The organism is Maritimimonas sp. 2304DJ26-3, from assembly GCF_056591635.1.
Map to the genome: position 1 here is coordinate 426,272 of NZ_JBWQOK010000001.1, position 24,511 is coordinate 450,782.

Below are 24,511 nucleotides of genomic sequence, written 5' to 3' on the forward strand. Positions count from 1 at the left end.
GAGTTTTTCTTTTTATAATATTTTAACATTAGCTCTTTAAGCTCCGTTCTCTTTCTTAATTAAGTTTAGTGCTGAACCATAATTAAACCATTCTATCTGACCAGTATTATATGTATGATTAGCAATAATAGTATCTTCTGAACCATCAGCATGTTTAACAAGAATTGTTAGCGGTTTACCCGGAGCAAAATCCTTAAGATCAACAAAATTAAAAGAATCATCTTCTTGTATTTTGTCGTAATCAGACTCATTAGCAAAAGTTAATCCTAACATACCTTGCTTCTTTAAGTTCGTTTCATGAATTCTAGCAAACGATTTGACTAAAACAGCAACAACTCCTAAATGACGTGGTTCCATAGCAGCATGCTCACGAGAAGAGCCCTCTCCATAGTTATGATCACCAACAACTATTGTAGGTACTCCAGCAGCTTTATAAGCTCTTTGTGTAGCTGGCACACCACCATATTCACCTGTCATTTGATTCTTCACAAAGTTTGTTTGTTTATTATAGGCATTTACTGCTCCAATTAGCATATTGTTAGAGATGTTATCTAAATGTCCTCTATAACGCAACCAGGGGCCTGCCATAGATATGTGGTCTGTTGTACATTTGCCAAAAGCTTTAATCAATAGCTTAGCGTTATTAATTTCACTACCAATAGGCTCAAAAGGTGTTAAAAGCTCTAAACGCTCAGAATCAGGACTTACATTAATTTGAACATGACTACCATCAGCTTCTGGAGCTAAATAGCCATTGTCATCTACATCAAAACCTTTTGGCGGTAATTCCCATCCTGTTGGTTCATCTAACAACACTTCTTCTCCGTTTTCAGCAGTAAGTGTATCAGTTATAGGGTTAAAGTCTAAACGACCAGAAAGTGCTATTGCAGCTGTTAATTCTGGTGATGCGACAAATGCATGAGTATTCGGGTTACCGTCAGCTCTCTTAGCAAAGTTTCTATTAAATGAATGTACTATACTATTCTTGGGAGCATTTTTAGGGTCCTCGTACCTACCCCATTGCCCTATACAAGGTCCACAAGCGTTTGTAAATATTTTCGCATCTAAATTTTCGAAAACTTCTAAAATCCCGTCACGTTCAGCTGTATATCGCACTTGTTCAGAACCTGGATTTATACCCAATTCTGATTTCATCTTTATTCCTTTATCTAAAGCTTGTTGTGCTATCGATGATGCACGAGATAGATCTTCGTAAGAAGAATTTGTACACGATCCAATTAAACCCCATTCTACATCTAAAGGCCATTCGTTAACCGTTGCCTTTTCAGTCATATCATTACCAACTTCAGTAGATAAATCTGGAGTAAAAGGCCCATTTAATAATGGCCCTAATTCAGATAAGTTAATGTCAATCACTTGATCAAAATATTGTTCTGGGTTTGCATATACTTCGTCATCACCTGTTAAATGTTCTTTCACCTCATTAGCAGCATCTGCAATGTCAGCTCTATCTGTTGCACGCAAATAACGCTCCATTGACTCATCATAACCAAATGTAGAAGTAGTAGCTCCAATTTCAGCACCCATATTACAGATAGTTCCTTTACCAGTACATGACATCGCTCTTGCTCCAGGTCCAAAATATTCAACAATGGCTCCAGTACCACCTTTTACAGTTAATATTTCAGCTACTTTAAGTATCACATCTTTAGGAGCTGTCCAACCTGATAATTTTCCTGTTAAGCGAACACCTATAAGTTTAGGAAACTTTAATTCCCAAGGCATTCCAGCCATTACATCTACAGCATCTGCTCCACCAACACCAATGGCAACCATACCTAACCCTCCGGCATTTACAGTATGTGAATCTGTACCAATCATCATCCCTCCAGGGAATGCGTAATTTTCCAATACTACTTGATGAATAATACCAGCACCTGGTTTCCAGAAACCAATACCATATTTATTAGAAACTGACTCTAAAAAGTTAAAAACCTCATTACTCGTATTCAAAGCATTTTGTAAATCTGCCTTTGCACCAATTTTAGCTTGTATTAAATGATCGCAATGCACAGTAGTAGGCACAGCAACTTTTTTCTTACCAGCTTGCATGAATTGCAATAAAGCCATTTGTGCTGTGGCATCTTGACAAGCAATTCTATCTGGAGCAAAATCTACATATGATTTTCCTCTTTCAAATACTTGAGATGGTGCTCCTTCAGTAAGATGAGAATACAATATTTTCTCAGCTAAAGTTAGAGGTTTACCAGTAAGTTCTCTTGCTTTATTTACGCGATCGCCCATAATTTTATAGACGTTCTTTATCATTTCTATATCAAATGCCATACTTAAAAATTGGTTTAATTAACGAGTGCAAAGTTACTTATTTTTGAAAACTTTTTGAACTATGCTTAATATAAAATGCTGAATTTAACCTATTAATGATAATTTAATAAAAATTGTGTGTTTTATTTAAATTATTAATAATTGAAAGGAAATAATTTTACCAACCTAGAAATGAATTTTTTGAAGAAAAGCCTTATTTCAAACGATTTCGGCGGACAAACCTAGGTTCAAAAGTCGGGTGCAACGAGGTTTTAGCTCATCATATTCGCCTGTCTTAACAGCACATTTACCTTTATAATGAACTAAATAAGTGCATTGCTCAGCTTGCTCTGGAGTATGCTCGCAAACATCTATTAAAGAGTCAATTACAAAATCAAAGGTATGAACATCATCATTGAATAAAACGATTTCATGTTGATTTACTTCTTGCTCAAGTACATCAATCTCTTCTTGTATTTTTTCTTTACCACTCATACTTTAAACATTTCAACAAAAATAATAAATCAATGTAAATAAAAAAAGAGGCGCATTTTTGATACGTCTCTTTTTACTTTTAAAGAATAATTGAAATCCGTAAGTCAATTGACTTGTGGCTTATTATGAATAATACAGATACACTACGAATATAAAAGTTGTTTACAATAGAATCAATAACGAAAACCGTGAATTTTAAAACTCATGGTAAACCACTAAATGCTTATAAATATTTAAGTGCAACCCAGTTATTACGCTCTATAATATTATCAAGTTTTAGATTCTGTTTTGAAACCTCTACATCTATTATAGGGATATCTTCTTGGTAAAAACCACTTAAAAGCAATACTCCTTCATCTTTTAAGCAGTTTGCATAAGTTTTTATATCTGACAAGAGAATATTTCTATTGATATTAGCAATAATAACATCATACTTTTTATTCACCAGTAAAGAAACATCACCTTCATACACTGAGATATATTTACAATTATTTCTTTCGCAATTCTCTAAAGAATTTTCGTAGCACCATTTGTCAATATCAATGGCATCAATAGGTTGAGCTCCTTTTTGCTCTGCAAAAATCGCAAGTATACCGGTACCACAGCCCATATCGAGTACTTTCTTACCTTTTAAATCTATGTTTAATAGATGCTGTATCATCATATGAGTTGTTTCATGATGACCAGTGCCAAAACTCATTTTTGGTTCAATAACAATATCGTATTCTAAGTTAGGATTTTCATGAAAAGGTGCTCGAATACTCACAACATCATCTACTTGAATAGGTTGAAAGTTTTTCTCCCATTCACTATTCCAGTTGACTTGCGCTATTTCTTCTTTGATATAAGAAATATTAAATTCATCGTTTTGAAGAATATAAATTGAACCCAGAATGTCATTATGATGTTCAGCTTTTTGGATATAAGCGGTCACACCATTTTCGTTTTCCACAAAACTTTCGAATCCGGCGTAACCTAATTCAGCTATAAGAATTTCCGTAGCTGGCTCTTTAGGTAAAACTTTAAAACTATATGCGATGTAAGTGTTAGACACTAAATGGAATTAATAATAGCTAAAAAATCATTCGCTTTTAGCGAAGCACCACCTATTAAACCGCCATCTACATCTGGATTTGAAAAAATTTCTTTGGCGTTGGTAGGTTTAACACTACCTCCATATAAAATAGAAACACGGTCAGCAACTTCATCATCGTATTGTTCTTTAATTAAGTTTCTAATAAAAGCATGCATTTCTTGTGCTTGATCTGGCGTGGCCGTTTCGCCAGTACCTATAGCCCAAACTGGCTCATAAGCGAGAATAATCTTATCCCAATCAACGTCATTTAAATGAAATAAAGAATCTTTTAATTGCTCTCGCACCACATCAAAATGATTTTCGCCCTGACGATCTTCTAGTTTTTCTCCAAAACAAAAAATTACTTCCATCTTATGTTCTAGTGCTTGCTCTACTTTTCTAGTTAACAGATGTGCATCTTCATTAAAATATTCTCGACGTTCAGAATGACCTAGAATTACTGTATCAATACCAACAGATTGTAACATATCTGCAGATATTTCACCTGTGTAAGCACCACTTTCAGCAAAGTGCATATTTTGAGCAGCTACTTGAACTTTAGAATTACGATTAGCTGAATCTTGAACGTATGGAATATTTAAAAACGGAGGTGCAACAATAACTCTAGTACCTTCTAACAGATTTGGCAACCCTCTACTAATTTTACTTACCAACTCTAAGGAAGCATCCTTAGTTAAATTCATTTTCCAGTTACCTGCTACGATTTTTTTTCTCATGATTTTATTTAAGTTTTACACGTGGATCTAGCCATCCGTAAATGACATCTACAAAAATATTGATAATAATAAACATTGTCGCTATAACCAACACACTTCCCATAATAATGGGTAAGTCTAGGGTATTCAAAGCGTTCACTATCTCCTTGCCGAGACCATTCCAGTTGAAGATATATTCAACAAATACGGCTCCAGCCAATAACGAAGCAAACCATCCTGAAACTGCTGTTACAACTGGATTCAATGCATTTTTTAGCGCATGCTTTCGAATAATCTTATACATAGTTAATCCTTTTGCTTTAGCCGTACGAATATAATCTTGATTCATCACTTCTAACAAAGAGTTACGCATTAACTGAATCACCACCGCCAATGGTCTAATACCTAAAACAATCGCTGGAAGTAGTAAGTTCTTCCAAACGATATATTTTCCTTCACCAAAATCGTCTACTTCATACAAACTCCCTGTCATATTCAAATTGGTATATTTATGTAAAACGAAGCCAAATAACCATGCAAAAATAATTGCTGAAAAAAAGGATGGTACACTCATACCTAAAGTACTAATGACAGAAATAAACTTATCAAAAAAAGTGTCTTTAAAAATTGCAGATAACACTCCAAAAACAATTCCGATACTAATGGCTATGACAATAGCAGACACAGCCAATACAAATGTATTTGGTAAGGTTTCGCCAATAACACTAGCTACACTTTTCCCATTCTTTTGAAATGACTCTCTTAAGTATGGCCATTTTATCGCCAGTGTTTTATTACCAATAGAAAACAACTTAGCAAAACTATATTTATCAGAATTTAAAAAAGTATAGTCTTCTTTATTATTTGAATGTAAAGAAATAGGCGATAGATCGTTTAAATAATACACATACTGCGTAAAGATTGGCTTATCAAAGCCATATTTTTTTTTCACAGCTAATAATTGTTCACTATCCTCTCTCTGATCTAGCATCATACGCGCTGGATCACCAGGTAATACCGTAAACAAAAAGAAAATAACAGTTACAACACCAAAAAGTGTAAGTACTCCGTAAAATGATTTGTTTAAAATATAGCTGAGCAAAAGTGGATTTTGAAAATCAAATATAGGTAATTTCACTACATTTGCCCAACCTATAAAAGTAAGCAATGACCCAACAAGAACTTGTTGCCCAGATTAGAAAAAAACAATCTTTTCTATGCATTGGATTAGATGTAGATCTAGAAAAAATTCCTCAGCATTTACTTAATTTAGAAAACCCTATTTTTGAATTCAATAAACAAATTATTGATGTCACACATCATCTAGCTGTTGCTTATAAACCAAATATTGCCTTTTATGAAGCTTATGGTATCAAAGGATGGGTAGCTTTACAAAAAACCATTAACTATTTAAACGAAAAACATCCCGAAATTTTTACTATTGCCGATGCCAAACGCGGTGATATTGGTAATACTTCCACGCGATATGCAAAAGCTTTTTTTGAAGATTTAAATTTTGATTCGATTACCGTTGCGCCTTATATGGGAAGTGATTCTGTTGAACCGTTTTTAGCTTTTAATGATAAATTTACCATAATGTTAGCTCTAACTTCTAATATTGGCGGGCTTGATTTTCAAACCTTAAAAATTGAAAATGAAGAATTGTATAAAAAAGTGCTACAAAAATCACTTTCTTGGAAAAATTCTGAACAGTTAATGTATGTTGTTGGAGCAACTCGCCCAGATTACTTTGCCGAAATAAGAAAGATTATTCCTAATCATTTTTTGCTGGTCCCCGGTGTAGGAGCTCAAGGTGGAAAATTAGCAGATGTCTGTAAATATGGACTCAATAATGATATTGGATTATTAATTAATTCTTCTAGAGGAATTATTTATGCATCTAATGGAAAAAATTTTGCAGAAAATGCGCGCGCAAAGGCATTGGAATTACAGCAAGAAATGTCAAATTATTTCTAATAAAAAAAGCCAAGGTAATCACTCCTTGGCTTTACTAATTAATTCAAATAATCACACCGTATGAAACAAAAGTTTAGTGGCGTGAAGTATATGTCAAATGTATAGCGATATCAATTAAGGTTGCTCTCAAAAGAAGTAAACTATCTTATTTTTGATTTAAAAGACAAAAAGCTCACCAAAAAAGTGAGCTTCTTATCATCAGTTATTGATTAAATTATTAGTCAATATCTGTTATATTGACTGTTTGAGATTTCAATAAATCTGTTCCACCTCTTCCAACAAGAACTTCACCTTCACTATTTGATGCACTTGTGAGGGTCACAACCAATGTCTTATCTCCGTCCGCAACCCCATCAGTTAATAATTGAACGACAATATCAACATTATCCAACAAGTTAGCCGGATCAGGAGCATTCGGATCAGGAACAATGACTACGCTGCCGCCAGCACTGGTAGCATCAGCCACTGTGAAGTCTGTCCCAAACTCTGCAGTACCACTAAATGTGAAATTCACCGTTACATTTGAGGTTGAACCATTAGGAATTTCCACAGATAAATTTTCCTCATCACCTTCATTAGCATCAACGGGATCAACGGTGGTATTGGCTCCCGAAGCAGCGAAAGCAACATATTTACCATCCAATAATTGGACGTTAAGGCCCTGATCATTATCATTCAATTCAAAATCTTCAGAACATCCGGTTAAAAATACAGCGGACATACATACTATATATATTATTTTTTTCATCTTAATAGTGTTTTAGTTTTCAAACCACATAGGTGTTTGTGTTGGTTTATCATCCGGAGTATTTGGATTCGCCGCAATTTCATCTGGCGGATATGTAAATCTCCGTAAAATTTCACCAATAGTTGAATTAGGTGGAGCCGTTAAGGCGGGAACTTTGTTAATTCTCCAAATATTCCAGGCCATTACGGGCTGTAGAAAGGCGGCCAAATACTGCTGATTATAAACGTCATTTAATATAGGAGCAGCAAGGCCGTTTATATAGGCATCAATATCGGCTGTTGAGACCGTAGCCAATATACCTGGAACATCTTGCCCCCACCATTTGATAGCATTTCTTACACCATTTCTATAATTCGTGTCTGCATCGCCAGCTGCTACAAAACCTTCTAAGGCTAATTGCGCTTTATAAAGATCTATTTCAGCAGGCATTAGTAACATATCCGGAAGATTACCTCTAATAATATTATTGCTTAACACAGAAGTAGTAGGATCAGGAAACAGGTCATTCCCAGGAGGATCTAAGTCGTTTCTTGCTACCCACAGATCCCAACGAGGATCTCCTGATTCACTTAAGAGCTCATCAATCGGGTCACCTGGACCGAAAACATCTTGACTTTCATTATCTGGTCCAAAAAAACGAGTGATAAATGTGAACATAGCATTTTCAGCTCCTGCTTGTCCTGCATATTGTATCATGGCAGTTTGATCGTTACTTTCCATTAAGGGTTGCCCTAAGGCCTCATTAATCTGTGCATCAACACTCGTACCTCCACTTTTTAACATCATCAAGGTACGTAACTTCAATGAATTGGCTAAAATTCTCCAATTTGCTATGTTACCACCATAGAACATATCACTGCCTGGTGTAATCACAAAGTTACCAGTTGCAGGAATTGCATCTATTAAGGCCATAGCCTCATCGTACATAGCAACAACACCATTTAAGACTTCTTCTTGACTGTCAAAATTTGGGCTCGGAAAATCAGTCCCATTTAAAGCCTCTGAAAAAGGTACGTCTTCCCAAATGCTCGTCGCCTCGTAAAAAACATGCGCCATTAAGATGGTAGCGATGGCATTGACATTATTACTGGTTTCACCGGCGGCGGCGGCATCAGTTTTTACCAATGATAAATTTCCCAACGCTTGTACATAAAACATACCCCACGTATTACCGGTAAGAAAGCTGCTCACATTTCCTCTATTTGGGCTGTTAAATGTGTTTGAAATATATTGTGATACGTCACAAATTCTGGTCCCTAATTCAGGGACTTTCCTCGCAGAATATTGCACAAAAACATAAGGCAATACTGCATTGGGATCTGCAGAAGAAGCAGCCAATGGATCTGTATTGATGTCTAAGGTCCTATCACAAGACTGCAATGACCCCACCATCACTAAAGATGCCAATACTATAAATTTTAATTTTTTCATCTTTTCTTAATTTTTAAATTTAAAATGTTAGCCTTACATTAAAACCAATACTTCTTGTAGAAGGAACATTCGATCTTTCAACACCAAAACCATCAGCACCTGAACCAAATAAACTTGCTTCTGGATCGATGTGAGGAACTTTAGAATATAGTAATGCTAAATTTCTACCTTCAACTCCAAAAGTTGCACCTTTAAGGAAGGTCCTCTCTAATAGTGAAGAGGGCAACGTATATGAAATACCAACCTCTCTTAGTTTTACAAACGTGGCGTCAAATACCCAAGGGGTAGCAACAGAACCTACACCTAATGATTGAGTCCAATAGTCCTGAGCATTTAATAATGGTACATTATTTTCAGTTACATTACCACTGGCATCAACAAGTACACCTTCGGTATCAATAAAAGTACCCTCTCTACCATATAATGTTTCTGTAACCAAACCACCTTGCTGTAAATTTTCAACAGTAGACGATTTCATTACTCCACCCCATCGCACATCAACAGTGGCTGTTAGATTAAATCCTTTATAGCTAAAGTTATTTACCCATCCACCGGTCCAGTCTGGTAAGACAGAGCCCAGAATTTCAGCCTGACCCGCTTGTTGCCTTCTGCCTGTTGTGGGATCGATAATTGGCCTCCCGGTCGTCGGTTCTCTTAAGAAATCAAAACCAAATAATTGGAATTCTTCACCAGGTACTGCCATCACCTGAACACTGTTAAAGGCAGAGGCAATCTGGAATTGCTGTAATTCTCGAGTTAATTCTACAACTTCAGATTCAACTTGTGAGAAGTTGATCGCTGTATTCCAGATAAAATCTCCTATTTTAAGCGGCGTTGCATCGATTGCAATTTCAAAACCTTCCTGGTCTACCTGACCTACATTTAATACTCTAAATCCAAAACCTGTAGTTTCCGGAATGGCTACCTGTAGTATCTGATCCTTATTTTGATTTTTAAAATAGGCAACATCCAGTCCTATTCTGCCTTTAAATAATTTCATATCTAATCCAAATTCATATGATGTTTGTTCTTCCGGCACCAAATTGGCAGGTGGAATCGTTGGATTTGCTCTATACGCCAGAGCACCATTGAATGGAAAATTCACGTTTAAGCCATATTGACCCGTAGCAGTAGTAACAGGTAAAAAGTTAAAATCTAACTGATACGCCTGAGTATCATTACCAACCTGTGCCCAACTAGCTCTCAATTTTCCATAAGAGATCCAATCATTGTCAATACCCAATGCATCAGTAAATACCAATGCTAAACTCGCCGATGGGTAGAAATATGAATTATTATCTTCTGGTAAGGTAGAAGACCAGTCATTTCTCGCTGTCAACGTTAAGGTTGCCCAGTTCTTATAACCGAACTCCGCAGAACCATATAAGCCAACTAATCGAGCCTCAGCAAAATCTCTGGTTGCAATGGTTTGCGCAGCATTGGCAGGGCTAAATAATTCCGGTATTAATAAATTTACTCCTTGAATTCTTTGACGCTCAACAAGTCTCGAATTATACTGAAAACCTCCTAGTACATTCAACGAAAAATCATCAGTCAAGTCTCTTGTATATGAGGCAATAATATCCGAAGTAATTTCTTGTCTTCTCAAATTATCTGAATCAAAATCTCCTTGCAATCTTTGAACAGTACCTTTACTGTTTTCAATAAATCGTTTATCATCATCAAGATCGATACCTATTCTTCCTGTTAATGCAAAGCCTTCAAAAGGCTTATACGTTACAGAAGCATTAGCAATCACACGATCATCGTCACGGTCATTGGAATTCTCATTTCGCAACCAAAGAGGGTTATTTGATAAGTTACCCGCGTCATCAACAATATGGTTGATTTGATTACCACTTGCATCGATCCAAGGATCAAATAAGTTTTGATCTAACGTACTACTAAAAGAGCTTAAACCAATAATATTTGGGTCATTTGCACCAGTTGCACCAGTTCCTTCAGATTTCGATTTCACATAGGTAACTCCAAATCTTGATTCTATTTTATCATTATGTCTAACACCGGCATTAAAACTTGCTGTATACCTATTTAATTTAGAGCCAGGCAGTATCCCTGTTTGGTTTAACGAGGTCAAACTTAGCCTGTAATCCATTTTATCTGACGCGTCGGCAATGGCGAAATTGTTAATATAAGTATATCCGGTATCAAAGAAATCTTTAATCCCATTATCATCCACAGCCGTTAAAGGTCCAGATTGTCCGGTGACTGGTAAATTAGGAACAGTTTGACCCACGATACGTGGTCCCCAATCGAAGCCAACAAAACCAGCGTCGTAAACACCTCCGGTTCCCATGGCATATTCTTGCTGATAATCTGGTACTCTAAATAGATCATCAAATCTTACTGTAGAGTTGATAGTAACTCTTGCATTACCATCGGCAGTCGCTTTACCCTTTTTGGTTGTAACAATTATTGCACCACCCGCAGCTCGAGAGCCATATAAGGCAGTTGCGGCAGCACCTTTCAGTACGTTCATCGATTCAACATCATCAGGGTTGATTACCGCAGCACCATTCGCGAAATCTCTGTTACCGGAAATTCTACTATTACCAGCCGTTTGAGAGTCATTAATAATGATGCCGTCAACAATCCAAATCGGACTATTTCTACCAGATAAAGAAGATACACCACGAATAATAATTTTTGATGAACCTCCAATATTACCACTCGAGTTGGTAATTTGAACACCTGTTACTTTACCTTGTAGGGCATTTACGATATTACTTTCTCTCGCTTTTACTAAGTCATCGCCTTTTACAACATCAGTACCATAACCAAGCGCACGTGCTTGTCTTTGAATACCTAACGCCGTAACTACAACTTCTTCTAATACGTTGTCTGCCACTAAAACAACATCAATTACATTACTACTTCCAACTGCTTTTTCTTGGGTGGCCATACCAACGAAGCTAAATACCAGCACATCGCCGACATTCGCATTAATTGAGTAGTTACCATCGAAATCAGTTTCAGTACCTGTAGATGTACCTTTAATGATAATACTAACACCTGGTAATGCGCCAGTTTCGTCTGAAACAGTACCCGTAATTGTTCTTTCCTGTGCATGTGTTGCAAAACTTAAAAACACAACAAAAAAGAAACATAAATTGTAAAACTTACATTTCATATGTATAAATATTTAAATTATTGTGGCGCTAAAGTATACTTCGGCCTAGATTATAATTGAAACTTTGAAGTAGGCCTCACATATAATGAATTAAAGGGTTTTAAATTCATAACTTATTATATAATTAGATTTAGCAGGCTGTAAAGTTGTTTATTCAATATAAAATCCAAGGAAATTTATGTATAAACAAATGATTTGAAAGGTTATATTATTGAATTAAAAAAATTATTATATGATTTGAATAGCTTATAAGTTGATTTTAAGGTATATTGAGAATAAAAATTACAAATCTTAATTAGCGATATTTACTTATTAATTCACAGTATATGTCATATATAGAGACCATCATTATCGATGACGAGTCATTAGCAAGAAAACGCATTTCATCTTTACTTCAGGATATCCCTGATATCAAAATTATTGGTGAATGTTCTAACGGTTATGATGCAATTAAAAAGATTACAGAGTTGAAGCCAGCATTAATTTTTTTGGATATTCAGATGAAAGACATGACTGGTTTTGAGGTCTTGAATACTTTAAAGCCTGAATTATGCCCATTGGTCATTTTTGTAACAGCATACGATGAGTATGCGATAAAAGGTTTTGATTATTTCGCTTTTGATTATTTATTAAAACCCTTTAAAGATGAGAGATTTTACAATTCTGTTAATAGGGCTAGGGAGTTTGTTACGAAAAATAATATTCATTTTTTTAAGGATAAAGTAGAAGATTTATTAGAGTATATTAAAAGTCAAAACAAAAGTGACAATCTGGACATATTCAACAAAATCTCAATTAAAATTGGCAATAAAGTAAAATTTGTAAATATTGAGTTTGTAAAATATATTACTGCTTCCGGGTATTATGCAGAGATCCATACCGATGAAAAAAAATACTTGCTGAGAGAATCTCTTACTAATTTAATTGTAAGACTTAATTCTCTTCATTTTATTCGAATACATCGATCTACTATAATAAATCTTCAATTCATGGATGAAATGGTACATTCAAATTTTAGCGAAATTGATGTTAAAATGAGTGATCAGAAGTTATTTAGAGTCAGTAAAGGTTATAAAAAAGATTTACTTAAAAGATTGACCTTAAAATGAAAAGAGTTTTCGGAATCGATAGCTTACTGCTCAAATACTTAGTGTTATATTATTCACTCGTTACTTTCTTTGAGTTATTAAAGAAAATTTATTGGAGATATGAATTTAATCCGGCAAATGAAATAAACCAGGATTACAAAACAATGAGTTGGTTTTTTTTGTTATTCTACAATTTATTATTAGATTGGTTTATCGTAATAGTTATTATGGTACTTGTTGCTCGTTTAACAAAATGGATGCTCAAAGAGTTAAGTTGGATCAATGTGTTAATTATTAATTTTTTTCTTTCTTTTATTTTTCCATGGCTAATTTTTCTTTTTGCAGGCTCTGTAGGTTTTCTCATAAGAGGCTCAGCAGGTTCATTTAAGAGAACAGTATCGCTTAATCATTACGTAGATGTCTTCAGCTTAAACTTTCTAATCTACACTTCAATGTTGGGTATCATAATGTTATATTATTATATTCAGCAACTTAAGGAAAGTGAGGGTAAGAAGATCAAATTATCAAGACAACTAGCATATTCTAAGCTAAAAGCTCTGAAGTCGCAGTTACAACCTCACTTTTTATTTAATACGTTAAACAGCATTCATTCATTAATGAGCAGCGATATTAAGAAGTCGCAAGAAGTATTGGTTAACTTGAGTGATTTATTACGCGAAATTATTGACTATAGAGATAATAATATAATTGAATTACAACAAGAAATCAACATTCTTAATAAATATTTGGAAATCATTAAAGTTCGTTTTTCAGATGATCTATCCATGGCGTTAAACGTTCAAAATGGAGTGAAAGACGCACTCATTCCAAGTCTACTGTTGCAGGTAATTGTTGAAAATTCTGTGAAGCATGGCTATTCAAAATTCCATAGTGAACTTAATGTAGTCATTAAAATAACAAGTAAAAATGACAAGCTTATTTTAAAGATCTATAATGATGGAATACTGTTGGACAAACCTTTTGAGGTCTTAATTTCTCAAGGTTCAGGGTTAAAAAATTTAATAGAACGATTAAAAACCTTATATAATGATGACTATTCCTTTCTTTTTTATAACAAAGACAATAAATTAGTAGTGACGGAAATCCAAATACCATTAAAATTTCCAAATATGAAAATTAGACACAATATGATTAGTAAACCAACTAAGACTAAAAGTGAGTAAATAGTATTCATTTTTTTCTTGATGTATTCTCCTATGTATAATTTAAATAGCTTATTCTTCGAATTAAATTTTAATATTTGTCGATTAAAACTCTTCGTATGAAATTACCCAACTCCATCATCTGCTGATGTCCTTTTTTCTTCCCCCAGCGTCCAAAAATGTAAAAAAACACCCATAAGATTGGCATCGTAATAGTTAACCCAAGTGATACAGAGTGGTTTTTCCCTAAACTCAAATCGGTATAGAGCATTGTTGCAAAAACGGCAAAGGCTAATGCTACACCAAAATAAATAAACATAAATAATGTCCATAATGTTGGTTTGGGTCCAAATAACCCTTTAACAATTGACGCATCATTTCCTACATTTTCAACCTCCAACTGCAATTGTGGTGACCAGAAATGCTCATCAATTTTAGCAACATCAATAACAATATGATTTCCTGTCACTTTTCCTCTAATATCAGAAGAACTTAGTTTAAATACATTTTTAAATTTTTCAAGAATATTGTTTTTAGATTCTTGATGTTCTAATACAAAGCGAGGCTTTAATAGAATTTTGTTTAATTGATTATCAATAGAAAAATCATCCACTTGCAAACTATGTTTATTCAATCTTAAATTTATAAAATCTATTCCTAATAGGTTATCTTTGCACCCATATTTAAAAGCCATGGGAAACATTGTTGCCGTAGTTGGTAGACCAAATGTTGGTAAATCCACTTTTTTTAATCGTTTAATTCAGCGTCGCGAGGCTATCGTTGATGCTGTTAGTGGTGTTACACGTGATCGTCATTATGGAAAATCTGAGTGGAACGGACAAGAGTTTACCCTTATTGATACCGGTGGTTATGTAGTCGGTTCAGACGATATTTTTGAAGCTGAAATAGACAAACAAGTTGAGCTTGCTATAGATGAAGCCGATGCCATCATTTTTATGGTAGATGTTGAATCTGGTGTGACTGGTATGGATAAAGACGTTGCTCAACTGCTTAGAAAGGCTAAAAAACCTGTTTTTTTAGCAGTAAATAAAGTTGATAATAATAAACGCAGAGATGATGCTGTAGAGTTCTATTCTTTGGGTCTAGGTGAATATTACCCAATTGCAAGTATTAATGGTAGCGGCACAGGTGATTTATTAGATGCGCTTGTTGAAGCTTTACCTGAAAAAGAGGAGGAAATTATAGATGAACTTCCTCGTTTTGCAGTTGTGGGTAGACCCAATGCTGGTAAATCTTCGTTTATCAATGCCCTTATCGGTGAAGACCGCTATATTGTAACAGATATTGCAGGTACAACTCGAGATGCTATTGATACCAAATACAATCGTTTTGGGTTTGAATTTAACTTAGTAGATACGGCAGGAATCCGTAGAAAGTCTAAGGTAAAAGAAGATTTAGAATTCTATTCAGTAATGCGTTCAGTTAGAGCTATAGAGCATTGTGATGTTGCTATTTTGGTTTTAGATGCTACTCGAGGATTTGAAGGTCAAGACCAAAACATTTTTTGGCTAGCTGAAAAAAACAAAAAAGGAGTTGTAATCCTTGTTAACAAATGGGATCTCGTTGAAAAAGATACGCATACTACTAAGCAATTCGAAGCGCATATTAGAAAAGAAATTGCGCCTTTTACAGATGTTCCTATTTTATTTATTTCGGCTCTTACTAAACAGCGAATTTTTAAGGCAATTGAAACAGCCGTTGAAGTTCACAAAAGCCGAAGTAATAGAATTGCAACTAGCAAATTGAATGAAACTATGTTAGATATCATTCAGCAAAATCCACCACCTGCTACAAAAGGGAAGTTTGTAAAAATAAAATTCTGTACTCAGTTACCAACGCCTACACCTCAATTCGCATTTTTTTGCAATTTACCACAATATGTAAAAGACCCTTATAAGCGATACCTTGAAAATAAAATGAGAGAGATTTATAATTTTCATGGAGTACCTATCATAATTTACTTCAGAAAGAAATAATACTTTCGAGATCTTAACCATCGTCCAATATTTTGTACATTTATTTCATCAACCTTAAATGTACCCTCATGAACTTCAAAATTATTTTTTTATTCCTGCTTTTTAGCACATCTGTTCTTTTTGGTCAAAAAAACAAACAAGATGTTTTAAAGAAAATTGATAGTAAAAAAGAAAAGTACAGCAAGATCGCTCAAACAATCTGGAATTATGCAGAAATGGGTTATCAAGAAGAAAAAAGTGCTGCGTTATTACAACAGAATCTTAGTGATGAAGGATTTACAATAAAAAAAGGGGTGGCAGGAATGCCCACTGCTTTTATTGCAGAATATGGTTCAGGCGAACCTGTGATTGCTATTTTAGGAGAATATGATGCATTACCTGGTCTTTCACAACAGGCGATTCCTGAAAAGAAATCCGCTAACGGAAAAGCTGGACATGCTTGTGGCCATCATTTATTTGGCACGGCTTCAACTGCCGCTACGATAGAGATAAAAAATTGGTTAAAGACCAATAATAAAAAAGGGACAATACGATTTTATGGTACACCAGCTGAAGAAGGAGGTTCGGGCAAAGTATATATGACACGAGAAGGTTTGTTTAATGATGTTGATGTTGTTTTACATTGGCATGCTAGTAATAAGAATAGTGCCAATCCTAGAATTGCTTTAGCTAATAAATCAGCAAAATTTAGATTTTATGGGGTTTCTGCTCATGCCGCAGGTGCACCCGAACAAGGTCGTTCTGCATTAGATGCTGTAGAAGCTATGAACTATATGGTAAACATGATGCGTGAGCACATACCTCAAGAGTCTAGAATACATTATGTAATTACAGATGGTGGCAAAGCGCCTAATGTGGTTCCAAATTATGCAGAAGTTTACTATTATTCTAGACACCCAAGACGAGATAAAGTAATTAAAATTTTTGATAGAATTATTAAAGCTGCCGAGGGTGCAGCTTTAGGCACAGGAACAACTATGGATTATGAAATGATTGGAGGGACTCATGAAATGCTTCATAACTTAACATTACAAAAATTAATGCATGATAACTTATCTTCAGTTGGCGGGTTTAATTATACTCCTGAAGAAAAAATATTTGCAGAAAAAATTTCTAAAAGTTTAGGTATTAAATCTCTTGATTTAACATATACAGAAGGAATATTTCCTTATGAAACCAATTTGAATTCTAAAGGTTCTGGATCTACTGATGTTGGTGACGTAAGTTTTGCTGTTCCAACTGCTGGTATGAGAGCTGCTACTTGGGTACCTGGCACTCCAGCACATAGCTGGCAAGCAGTTGCTACAGGGGGAACTGATATTGGTAATAAAGGAATGATTGTCGCTGCCAAAACTTTGGCTTTAACAGCAATAGATTTATTTTCAGATCAAGAAATAATTGATAAAGCAAAAGAAGAATTTAAAAAACGAAGAGGCGCTGACTTTAAATATATTCCGTTATTAGGGGATAGAGCACCAGCATTAAATTATAGAAAATAGCAATTAAAAAGAAATAATCATTTCTTGTTTTGCAACATTAAATCCTTTTTCGAGCACATTTTTTTGAGCTTCGCTACCATCAATTAATAATGGGTTGGTATGGTTGAAATGAATAAAATAGATTTTCTTTTTATTCTCTTCTGACAATTCATTAAATAGACTCATACTTTCTTCAACAAAAGGATGCGGCACCTCATTCATATCTCGGTTGATTTCTCCGTTTTTAAAAAAAGTTGCATCTAGTAAAGCAATATCCACGTCCTTAATATAGTCATTAATGCTTCTATCCCATTTACTCCACTTATCAATATCAGGTATAAATAAAGCCTTCTTATTTTGATTATTAATTATAAACCCTACTGTTTCTGTAAACTCATCTCGATGTGGAACTTGAATTGGAGTTACAGAAATTCTTTTATTTAAAACAATCGTTGAGTCCCTCCTTACAGATTTTAGTTTAACATTATTCAGTTTTACCAATTGACTCCAAGGTCCGTTTTCAGATAAATATTGTTTCATTTTTGGCATTACATAGACTGGTATTTTCTGAGCACTCATTGCTTCTCTACCCAAGTACATTAAACCTGTGTAATGCCCCATGTGACCATGTGTTAAAAAGATGCCGTCTGGTAATTCTTTATCTTTTAAATATTTTGAAAGTAAATTAGTCTGCTCAGTAAAATCAGGAGTTGCATCAAAAACCCAACTTTCATTAGAAATAGGATCAACTAAGGCAATAGAACTTACCAATCTTTTATGTTCTACATTATTGTATACTCTTTGGCAACATTCTTTTTGACAAGAAATTTGAGGATAACCAGCATCTTGAGCAACACCCAGAACCACAATGTAAGGATCATTTTTTGTTTCAATTATTCCCTCTTTTTTACCAGAGCAAGAAATAAGAAAAAATGAAAAAAGTATGTATATAAAAAATCTCATTAATAAATCACCATCCACCAGAAGCACCACCGCCACCGAAGCCGCCGCCGCCGAAGCCACCGCCAAAACCACCTCCACCAAAGCTTCCGCCTCCAGAACTGCCACCGAAGCCGCCACCACCGCCAAATCCTCCACGTCCGGCATTACTTAATATAATAGCTTCTAATAATGAACGAGCAGCATCACCGTCTTTATAACGTCTTCTTCTACCTCCTCGTCCACCTCTATTCCTATTAGAAAGTATAATTAACAGAATTATAAAAAACAGAATTATAAAAAATATTGGAATTCCACCACTGCCACTGTCATTAGAAAAGTCACGTTTTTCTTGATATTCACCATTCATTATTTGCATAATAGCAGAAGTGCCTCGGTCTAGACCTCCATAAAAATTGCCTTTTTTAAATTCGGGTGTAATTATATTCGTAATAATACGTTTAGCGAGATTGTCAGTCAATAAATGCTCAACACCTTGTCCGGTTTGAATCGTTAGTTTCCTATCATTTTTAGCAATTAGAACAAATATGCCATTGTCTTCTTTTGCTTGACCAATTCCCCATTTTTGAGCCCATTTGGTAGCGTAAAATGCAATATTTTCATCATTAATTGTATTAACAGTAGCTACAACAATCTGTGTTGAAGTACTATCAGCGTAATTAATCAATTTTTGTTCTAAAGCATTTTTCTCATACCCACTCAATAAATTTGCTCCATCGTAGACACTCGTTTGTACTTTTGGTTTTGCAGGTATTTCTGTCTGAGCAGAAACAGAGAAATTCACAAAAAGCAGCAATAAAAAAAGAATAGAAAAGTATTTGGTTTGTTGTCTTAGCATGTAATTATTCAATGCATATTTTTGAAACTGCAATATACTAAAATGTATCTGCATTACATAGGTCTACATTTACTGCTAGATGTTACTCAGGTGTTAAAAAATTGGTTATCAATAAAATTCAAATTACTTTAGATGCTCTTTTAACTAACCTTAACAAAATGAAAAAAATAGTAGTACTTTTTGTGCTTATTACTTCCACAGCATTTTCTCAACAAATAGACATCAAAAAATTAAAGGGTATGAAGCCTCGTGCTATTGGTCCAGCAGGTATGAGTGGTCGAATTACTGCTATTGATGTTGTAAATAGTAATTCAGACATTATGTATGTAGGAGCTGCTTCTGGTGGTGTTTGGAAGTCTGAAAGCGGTGGCATCGATTGGAAACCGATTTTTGATGATCAACCTTTACAGGGAATCGGTTCGATTGCTATTCAACAGAGCAATCCCGATGTGATCTGGGTAGGTACCGGTGAAGGAAATCCTCGAAATTCCCTAAATGGTGGTTACGGTATTTATAAAAGTTTAGACGGTGGCAAGACATGGAAATCGATGGGGCTCGAAAAAACGCGCAATATTCATAGGATTATTATTGATCGCGATGACCCGAATACAGTATATGTTGGAGCTATTGGTTCTCCTTGGGGAGAACATCCAGAGCGTGGAGTATTTAAAACAACAGATGGTGGTAAAACTTGGAGTAAAATACTCTTTGTAAACAATAAAACTGGAGCTGCTGATTTAGTTGTTGATCCAAGTAATCCTAATAAATTAATTGCTGCTATGTGGGAGCATAGACGGAAACCATGGACGTTCAATTCTGGTGGTGAAGGTTCAGGATTATATGTCACCTATGATGGTGGTGACAACTGGAAAAAAGCTACAAACGAAGACGGACTACCCAAAGGAAATTTAGGACGCATGGGATTAGCCATTGCTCCAAGCAGTCCTAATATTGTATATGCCTTAGTTGAGGCAAAAAAGAATGCCTTATACAAATCTGAAGATGGTGGCGCGAAATGGAAAAAAGTAAATGACAAACCAGGTATTGGCAATAGACCATTTTACTATTCAGACATTTTTGTTGATCCGGTTAACGAAAATCGTGTTTATAGTGTATTCACTTATGTAAATGTAAGTGAAGATGGTGGGAAATCATTTAAACAACTTATGCCTGCTTATAACACTAATGTTGGTGTACACCCTGATCATCATGCCTGGTGGATACATCCTCAAAATCCAAGCTTTATGATTGATGGTAATGATGGAGGTCTAAATATCACAAAAGATCGAGGCAAGACTTGGCGTTTTGTAGAAAATTTACCCGTTGGGCAATTCTATCATATTAGTTACGATATGGAATATCCTTATAACCTCTACGGAGGTATGCAAGATAATGGTTCTTGGGCTGGTCCCGCTTATGTTTTAAAAGCACAAGGAATTCGAAATTCTTACTGGCAAGAAATCTCTTTTGGCGATGGTTTTGATGTGGTGCCTGATCCTAATGACTCACGTTATGGTTATAGCATGTCACAACAAGGTTTTGTTGTGCGTTATGACCGTGAAACCGGTAATGGTAAAATGGTTCGCCCTACACACCCTGATCCAAAAGTGAAATTACGTTTTAACTGGAACTCGGCAATTGCTCTTGATCCTAATGATAATGAGACTATCTATTTCGGAAGTCAATTTGTACATAAATCTTCTAATAAAGGACATGAATGGGATATTATTTCTCCTGATCTAACCACTAATGATAAATCAAAACAAAAGCAACATGAAAGTGGTGGTATTACCATGGATGCCACAGGGGCAGAAAACAATACAACTATTTTAGTAATTGAACCTACAAAACTTGAAAAAGGATTGTTATGGGTTGGTACTGATGATGGATTGATTCAGGTAACTCGTAACGGCGGCACTACATGGACAAATGTTACACCGAAACTTAAAGGTTTTCCGAAAGAAAGCTGGATTGCACAAATAAAAGCATCACCATTTAATGCTGGCGAAGCTTATGCTGTTGTAAATAATTACAGAAACTTTGATTTTAAACCATATCTATACAGAACAAGAGATTATGGTAAAACATGGGAAAGTTTACTAGATAAAAAGAGTGAAACCTTTGGCTACTCGTTATCATTGGTTCAAGATCCAATCGAAAAGAATTTATTATTCTTAGGTACAGAAAACGGATTATATTTCTCTATTGATGAAGGAAAAAATTGGGTGAAATGGACAGAAGGTTACCCTTCTGTACCTACTATGGACTTAGGAATTCATCCTCGAGAACACGATCTGGTTATTGGTACTTTTGGCCGCTCTTTTTATGTGCTAGATGACATTAGTCCTTTAAGGGAATTAGCAAAAAATGGCGCTAATGAACTCAGTAAAAGATTAAAGGTATTTAATGCTCCTAAAGCATTTATCAACCAGATTCAACAACCTTTAGGAACGCGTTTTGGCGGTAACGCAATGTTTAACGGAGAAAACAGAAAGCGCGGTGCCATGATTACTTATAGTATTAATAAACCAGAAGATAAAAAAGAGAATACTGAGAAAATTGATGATAAAAAATCTGTAAAGAAGAAAGGCGATTCATTAACCGTGAAAATATACAATTCAACAAACGAATTAATAAGAACCATAAAACAAAAAGCGCCTAAAGAGAATGGTATCAATAGAATGTATTGGGGTCTACGTGAAAAAGGCGTTCGAGGTCCATCGCGCAGAACAGTTAAAAAAAATGCTCCAGAACCTAGAGGAACTACTATTTTACCAGGAAATTATAAAGTTGTGATTCATTATAAAAACACTAAAGATTCTACTACAGTTTCGGTGGCTTATGACCCAAGAGTGAACATGCCCCTTGCTACTTTAAAAGCAAAGTATGATCTATTAAAGCAATTAGAGAAAAAGACTGCTTTAGCAGGAAAAGCCGTAGAGCAGTTAAAAGAATCTAAGAAGATTGCTGAGTCATATAAAAAACAACTCAAAGAGCAAAAAGGAGGTCAATATAAAGATGCTATTAAAGCTACTGATTCTATTGCAAAGTCAATTGGAAAATTAATTGATGGCATGATTGGTAAAGAGGATAAGCGCCAAGGTATTACACGTAATCCTCAACCGACACCTTTAACATTCTTATTTACAGCAAGGCGCTATGTAGGTTCTTTATTGCAAATGCCAGGAAAAACTGAAAAAGATGCTGTTAAAAATGCAAATGATAAAGTAGATGGTGCTATGAAATCAATTAATGAATTTTATAAAACCCATTGGCCAAGCTATAGAAAACGAATTGAAGATTTGAATTTGACTTTATTTAAAAATTATAAGGAGCTTAAGGAATAATTTTATTTGAAGGTACCAAACATTTATTAGTATTCCACTTGCCTTTTAAAGAGTCAAGTGGAATTTTTTTATGTTGACAATCCAAAAAGTAACCATCATTATCCTTTAATAGAATTTTCATTTTCCCCAATTTAACGGAATCAATAATTATTTCAATCAATTTAGTTTTAGACTCTTTCTTAAACATTTTTCCAATTGAAATACCAACTTTATTATTATATAAATCCATTTCTGTAGATGGATAATCTGGTAAAAGGCCATCTTCTAATTTCCGCGCTTTAAACGTTTGATAATTTCCCTTTTCATGAGCTTCCCCTAAACTATAAGCTGTTCGTCTACCAATACCCTGAGTTAATCTAGCCATCCAATAGCTATGTTTAAAAGCATCTAACTGACCGCCATTATTATCTTTACCAACTATGTCTTTTGATCTTATTGAATCTTTAATTCTTTCCGCTTCAAGCGAAATTAAATATGCTTTTTTTGCTTTAAAAGGATGGAATATCACCCAGTTTTTCTCGGGCTTAGAAAGTTTAGAAAATGAGTTTTTTAATGTAGGTGAACATCCTAAAAAGAGGAAACTTGAAACCAAAAAAATTAACTTATTTACTTTCATTTCTATAAGACAAAACCCTCTCTAAAATATAATTTTTTAATCAATCAACTAACAATTTAGCACTTCGATAATTGCATTATTCACATATATTTTGTTAATTTATAATTAGTTAACCAAAATAATTCAACTTTATGGAAAATTTACTCCCATTAATCGTACAATTAGTAAGTGGGGCTGTAGGCGGAAACGTAGCTGGCTCTTTAATGAAAAAAATGTCTTTAGGTACTGTTGGTAATTCTATTTTAGGAATTCTCGGTGGTGGTCTTGGAGGTCAACTTCTAGGTATGTTAGGCATTGAAACTGGAGGTGCTGAAATGGACTTAGGTGGCATCTTAGGAAGCATAGCTGGCGGTGGTGTCGGTGGTGGTGTTCTAATGGCAATTGTAGGGTTAATTAAAAATGCTATGAATAAATAATTAGCAAAAACTAAACAATTTCTAGGCACTCAACTTTTGAGTGCCTTTTTTATTTTCTACTATCTAATAAATTATATTCTTAAATTCGAGATTTAGAAATAATAAGAATAAATGCAGGCATCAAAAAGTAATTTCGAAAATTACCTGATTAAAGTTATTAATAATAGAGATTTAACAAAAACGATTCCTGAAATTGTAACTTCATTCAGTTTTTTAGAACTTAAAAAAAATGACTTTTTTGTAAGAGAAGGTAATATTTGTTCTTATTTCTGTTATATAGAAAGTGGTATTTTACAACATTCTATAGATGTGCTTGGTGAAGAGAAAACAACTTATTTGGGTTTAAAAAATTCATGTACATCTTCATTAAAGAGTTTCATAAATAAAGTCTCCTCAAGAAAATCTATCAAAGCATTAAGTGATTGTCGTTTATATGTTATCAGTATTGACCATTTTTATCATTTGCTCGAAAATAACAGAGGATTTAAGCAATTTTATTACAACCTGATTGAGAATCAAATTTATCTTATTGATGACTATCGTATAGATTTATTAACTCTTTCTCCTGAAGAACGTTATAATAAACTTTTATTAAATGAACCCAAATTATTACAACAAGTGCCTCTCCATTACCTAGCTTCTTTTTTAGGTATTTCTACAAGGCACATGAGTAGAATTCGCAAAAACATAAATTAACGCCATTTGGCTACTTAATTACACTTTTCTTTA

Annotated in this window: 20 protein-coding genes; 8 read left to right on the plus strand and 12 right to left on the minus strand. The window is 34.5% G+C overall.

What is annotated here, in order from left to right:
* Positions 1–36 precede the first annotated feature (36 nt).
* The 5 genes from AC1EUV_RS02015 to AC1EUV_RS02035 form a co-directional block, all read right to left on the minus strand.
* The gene (locus AC1EUV_RS02015) at positions 37–2,307 is read right to left on the minus strand and encodes an aconitate hydratase (RefSeq protein ID WP_480196988.1); all 2,271 of its coding nucleotides are present in this window, start codon (positions 2,305–2,307) and stop codon (positions 37–39) included.
* A 198-nt stretch (positions 2,308–2,505) separates the two neighbouring features.
* Positions 2,506–2,781, minus strand: coding sequence for an ATP-dependent Clp protease adaptor ClpS (locus AC1EUV_RS02020; protein ID WP_480196989.1), 276 nt, complete (start codon positions 2,779–2,781; stop codon positions 2,506–2,508).
* A 223-nt stretch (positions 2,782–3,004) separates the two neighbouring features.
* The gene (prmA, locus tag AC1EUV_RS02025; protein ID WP_480196990.1) at positions 3,005–3,835 is read right to left on the minus strand and encodes a 50S ribosomal protein L11 methyltransferase; all 831 of its coding nucleotides are present in this window, start codon (positions 3,833–3,835) and stop codon (positions 3,005–3,007) included.
* On the minus strand, positions 3,835–4,593 hold the full coding sequence (tpiA, locus tag AC1EUV_RS02030) for a triose-phosphate isomerase (protein ID WP_480196991.1): 759 nt from the start codon (positions 4,591–4,593) through the stop codon (positions 3,835–3,837). Before tpiA ends, prmA begins: the two co-directional genes overlap by 1 nt.
* 4 nt (positions 4,594–4,597) lie before the next feature.
* The gene (locus AC1EUV_RS02035; protein WP_480196992.1) at positions 4,598–5,674 is read right to left on the minus strand and encodes an ABC transporter permease; all 1,077 of its coding nucleotides are present in this window, start codon (positions 5,672–5,674) and stop codon (positions 4,598–4,600) included.
* Between the two features lie 65 nt (positions 5,675–5,739).
* On the opposite strand from AC1EUV_RS02035, the gene pyrF reads away from it, so the two are divergent.
* Positions 5,740–6,549: an orotidine-5'-phosphate decarboxylase gene (gene pyrF, locus AC1EUV_RS02040; RefSeq protein ID WP_480196993.1), complete on the plus strand. Its 810-nt coding sequence runs from the start codon at positions 5,740–5,742 to the stop codon at positions 6,547–6,549.
* Between the two features lie 217 nt (positions 6,550–6,766).
* On the opposite strand, the gene AC1EUV_RS02045 is transcribed toward pyrF, so the two are convergent.
* Genes AC1EUV_RS02045 through AC1EUV_RS02055 form a run of 3 tightly spaced genes read right to left on the minus strand, consistent with a single transcriptional unit; the run spans position 6,767 to position 11,879 of the window.
* On the minus strand, positions 6,767–7,297 hold the full coding sequence (locus AC1EUV_RS02045; RefSeq protein WP_480196994.1) for a hypothetical protein: 531 nt from the start codon (positions 7,295–7,297) through the stop codon (positions 6,767–6,769).
* 12 nt (positions 7,298–7,309) lie between these two features.
* Positions 7,310–8,728: a SusD/RagB family nutrient-binding outer membrane lipoprotein gene (locus AC1EUV_RS02050; RefSeq protein ID WP_480196995.1), complete on the minus strand. Its 1,419-nt coding sequence runs from the start codon at positions 8,726–8,728 to the stop codon at positions 7,310–7,312.
* A gap of 19 nt (positions 8,729–8,747) precedes the next feature.
* Positions 8,748–11,879 carry a SusC/RagA family TonB-linked outer membrane protein gene (locus AC1EUV_RS02055; RefSeq protein WP_480196996.1) on the minus strand — a complete coding sequence of 1,044 codons (3,132 nt, stop codon included), beginning with the start codon at positions 11,877–11,879 and terminating at the stop codon, positions 8,748–8,750.
* Between the two features lie 326 nt (positions 11,880–12,205).
* Here AC1EUV_RS02055 and AC1EUV_RS02060 point away from each other — a divergent pair, with 326 nt between their 5' ends.
* Positions 12,206–12,988 carry a LytR/AlgR family response regulator transcription factor gene (locus tag AC1EUV_RS02060; protein WP_480196997.1) on the plus strand — a complete coding sequence of 261 codons (783 nt, stop codon included), beginning with the start codon at positions 12,206–12,208 and terminating at the stop codon, positions 12,986–12,988.
* A 143-nt stretch (positions 12,989–13,131) separates the two neighbouring features.
* Complete coding sequence (locus AC1EUV_RS02065; RefSeq protein WP_480196998.1) at positions 13,132–14,151, plus strand: sensor histidine kinase; 1,020 nt, start codon at positions 13,132–13,134, stop codon at positions 14,149–14,151.
* A 70-nt stretch (positions 14,152–14,221) separates the two neighbouring features.
* On the opposite strand, the gene AC1EUV_RS02070 is transcribed toward AC1EUV_RS02065, so the two are convergent.
* A complete protein-coding gene (locus AC1EUV_RS02070) occupies positions 14,222–14,824 on the minus strand; it encodes a GTP-binding protein (protein WP_480196999.1) in 603 nt (200 codons plus the stop codon).
* Here AC1EUV_RS02070 and der point away from each other — a divergent pair.
* Both der and AC1EUV_RS02080 read left to right on the plus strand, forming a co-directional pair.
* Positions 14,823–16,127, plus strand: coding sequence for a ribosome biogenesis GTPase Der (der, locus tag AC1EUV_RS02075; protein ID WP_480197000.1), 1,305 nt, complete (start codon positions 14,823–14,825; stop codon positions 16,125–16,127). The genes AC1EUV_RS02070 and der overlap by 2 nt on opposite strands.
* Before the next feature lie 68 nt (positions 16,128–16,195).
* On the plus strand, positions 16,196–17,626 hold the full coding sequence (locus AC1EUV_RS02080; protein ID WP_480197001.1) for an amidohydrolase: 1,431 nt from the start codon (positions 16,196–16,198) through the stop codon (positions 17,624–17,626).
* A 3-nt stretch (positions 17,627–17,629) separates the two neighbouring features.
* On the opposite strand, the gene AC1EUV_RS02085 is transcribed toward AC1EUV_RS02080, so the two are convergent.
* The gene (locus AC1EUV_RS02085; protein WP_480197539.1) at positions 17,630–18,568 is read right to left on the minus strand and encodes an MBL fold metallo-hydrolase; all 939 of its coding nucleotides are present in this window, start codon (positions 18,566–18,568) and stop codon (positions 17,630–17,632) included.
* 7 nt (positions 18,569–18,575) lie between these two features.
* Positions 18,576–19,457 (minus strand): TPM domain-containing protein, encoded by an 882-nt coding sequence (locus AC1EUV_RS02090; protein ID WP_480197002.1) that lies wholly within the window; start codon positions 19,455–19,457, stop codon positions 18,576–18,578.
* 104 nt (positions 19,458–19,561) lie between these two features.
* On the opposite strand from AC1EUV_RS02090, the gene AC1EUV_RS02095 reads away from it, so the two are divergent.
* A complete protein-coding gene (locus AC1EUV_RS02095; protein ID WP_480197003.1) occupies positions 19,562–22,750 on the plus strand; it encodes a WD40/YVTN/BNR-like repeat-containing protein in 3,189 nt (1,062 codons plus the stop codon).
* On the opposite strand, the gene AC1EUV_RS02100 is transcribed toward AC1EUV_RS02095, so the two are convergent.
* Positions 22,740–23,366 (minus strand): DUF6973 domain-containing protein, encoded by a 627-nt coding sequence (locus tag AC1EUV_RS02100; RefSeq protein WP_480197004.1) that lies wholly within the window; start codon positions 23,364–23,366, stop codon positions 22,740–22,742. The genes AC1EUV_RS02095 and AC1EUV_RS02100 overlap by 11 nt on opposite strands.
* A gap of 131 nt (positions 23,367–23,497) precedes the next feature.
* Between AC1EUV_RS02100 and AC1EUV_RS02105 the strand changes: the two genes are divergently transcribed.
* Positions 23,498–23,782 (plus strand): hypothetical protein, encoded by a 285-nt coding sequence (locus AC1EUV_RS02105; protein ID WP_480197005.1) that lies wholly within the window; start codon positions 23,498–23,500, stop codon positions 23,780–23,782.
* A 111-nt stretch (positions 23,783–23,893) separates the two neighbouring features.
* Complete coding sequence (locus AC1EUV_RS02110; RefSeq protein ID WP_480197006.1) at positions 23,894–24,478, plus strand: Crp/Fnr family transcriptional regulator; 585 nt, start codon at positions 23,894–23,896, stop codon at positions 24,476–24,478.
* Positions 24,479–24,511: the final 33 nt, after the last annotated feature.

Bases quoted from the DNA above. Each gene is read 5' to 3' on its own strand.
- tpiA (WP_480196991.1), bottom strand. From the start codon at position 4,593: ATGAGAAAAAAAATCGTAGCAGGTAACTGGAAAATGAATTTAACTAAG.
- AC1EUV_RS02070 (WP_480196999.1), bottom strand. From the start codon at position 14,824: ATGGCTTTTAAATATGGGTGCAAAGATAACCTATTAGGAATAGATTTT.
- der (WP_480197000.1), top strand. From the start codon at position 14,823: ATGGGAAACATTGTTGCCGTAGTTGGTAGACCAAATGTTGGTAAATCC.
- AC1EUV_RS02060 (WP_480196997.1), top strand. From the start codon at position 12,206: ATGTCATATATAGAGACCATCATTATCGATGACGAGTCATTAGCAAGA.
- AC1EUV_RS02095 (WP_480197003.1), top strand. From the start codon at position 19,562: ATGAAAAAAATAGTAGTACTTTTTGTGCTTATTACTTCCACAGCATTT.
- AC1EUV_RS02110 (WP_480197006.1), top strand. From the start codon at position 23,894: ATGCAGGCATCAAAAAGTAATTTCGAAAATTACCTGATTAAAGTTATT.
- AC1EUV_RS02105 (WP_480197005.1), top strand. From the start codon at position 23,498: ATGGAAAATTTACTCCCATTAATCGTACAATTAGTAAGTGGGGCTGTA.
- AC1EUV_RS02065 (WP_480196998.1), top strand. From the start codon at position 13,132: ATGAGTTGGTTTTTTTTGTTATTCTACAATTTATTATTAGATTGGTTT.
- AC1EUV_RS02055 (WP_480196996.1), bottom strand. From the start codon at position 11,879: ATGAAATGTAAGTTTTACAATTTATGTTTCTTTTTTGTTGTGTTTTTA.
- AC1EUV_RS02085 (WP_480197539.1), bottom strand. From the start codon at position 18,568: ATGAGATTTTTTATATACATACTTTTTTCATTTTTTCTTATTTCTTGC.
- AC1EUV_RS02045 (WP_480196994.1), bottom strand. From the start codon at position 7,297: ATGAAAAAAATAATATATATAGTATGTATGTCCGCTGTATTTTTAACC.
- AC1EUV_RS02020 (WP_480196989.1), bottom strand. From the start codon at position 2,781: ATGAGTGGTAAAGAAAAAATACAAGAAGAGATTGATGTACTTGAGCAA.
- AC1EUV_RS02050 (WP_480196995.1), bottom strand. From the start codon at position 8,728: ATGAAAAAATTAAAATTTATAGTATTGGCATCTTTAGTGATGGTGGGG.
- AC1EUV_RS02015 (WP_480196988.1), bottom strand. From the start codon at position 2,307: ATGGCATTTGATATAGAAATGATAAAGAACGTCTATAAAATTATGGGC.
- AC1EUV_RS02080 (WP_480197001.1), top strand. From the start codon at position 16,196: ATGAACTTCAAAATTATTTTTTTATTCCTGCTTTTTAGCACATCTGTT.
- AC1EUV_RS02100 (WP_480197004.1), bottom strand. From the start codon at position 23,366: ATGAAAGTAAATAAGTTAATTTTTTTGGTTTCAAGTTTCCTCTTTTTA.
- pyrF (WP_480196993.1), top strand. From the start codon at position 5,740: ATGACCCAACAAGAACTTGTTGCCCAGATTAGAAAAAAACAATCTTTT.
- AC1EUV_RS02090 (WP_480197002.1), bottom strand. From the start codon at position 19,457: ATGCAGATACATTTTAGTATATTGCAGTTTCAAAAATATGCATTGAAT.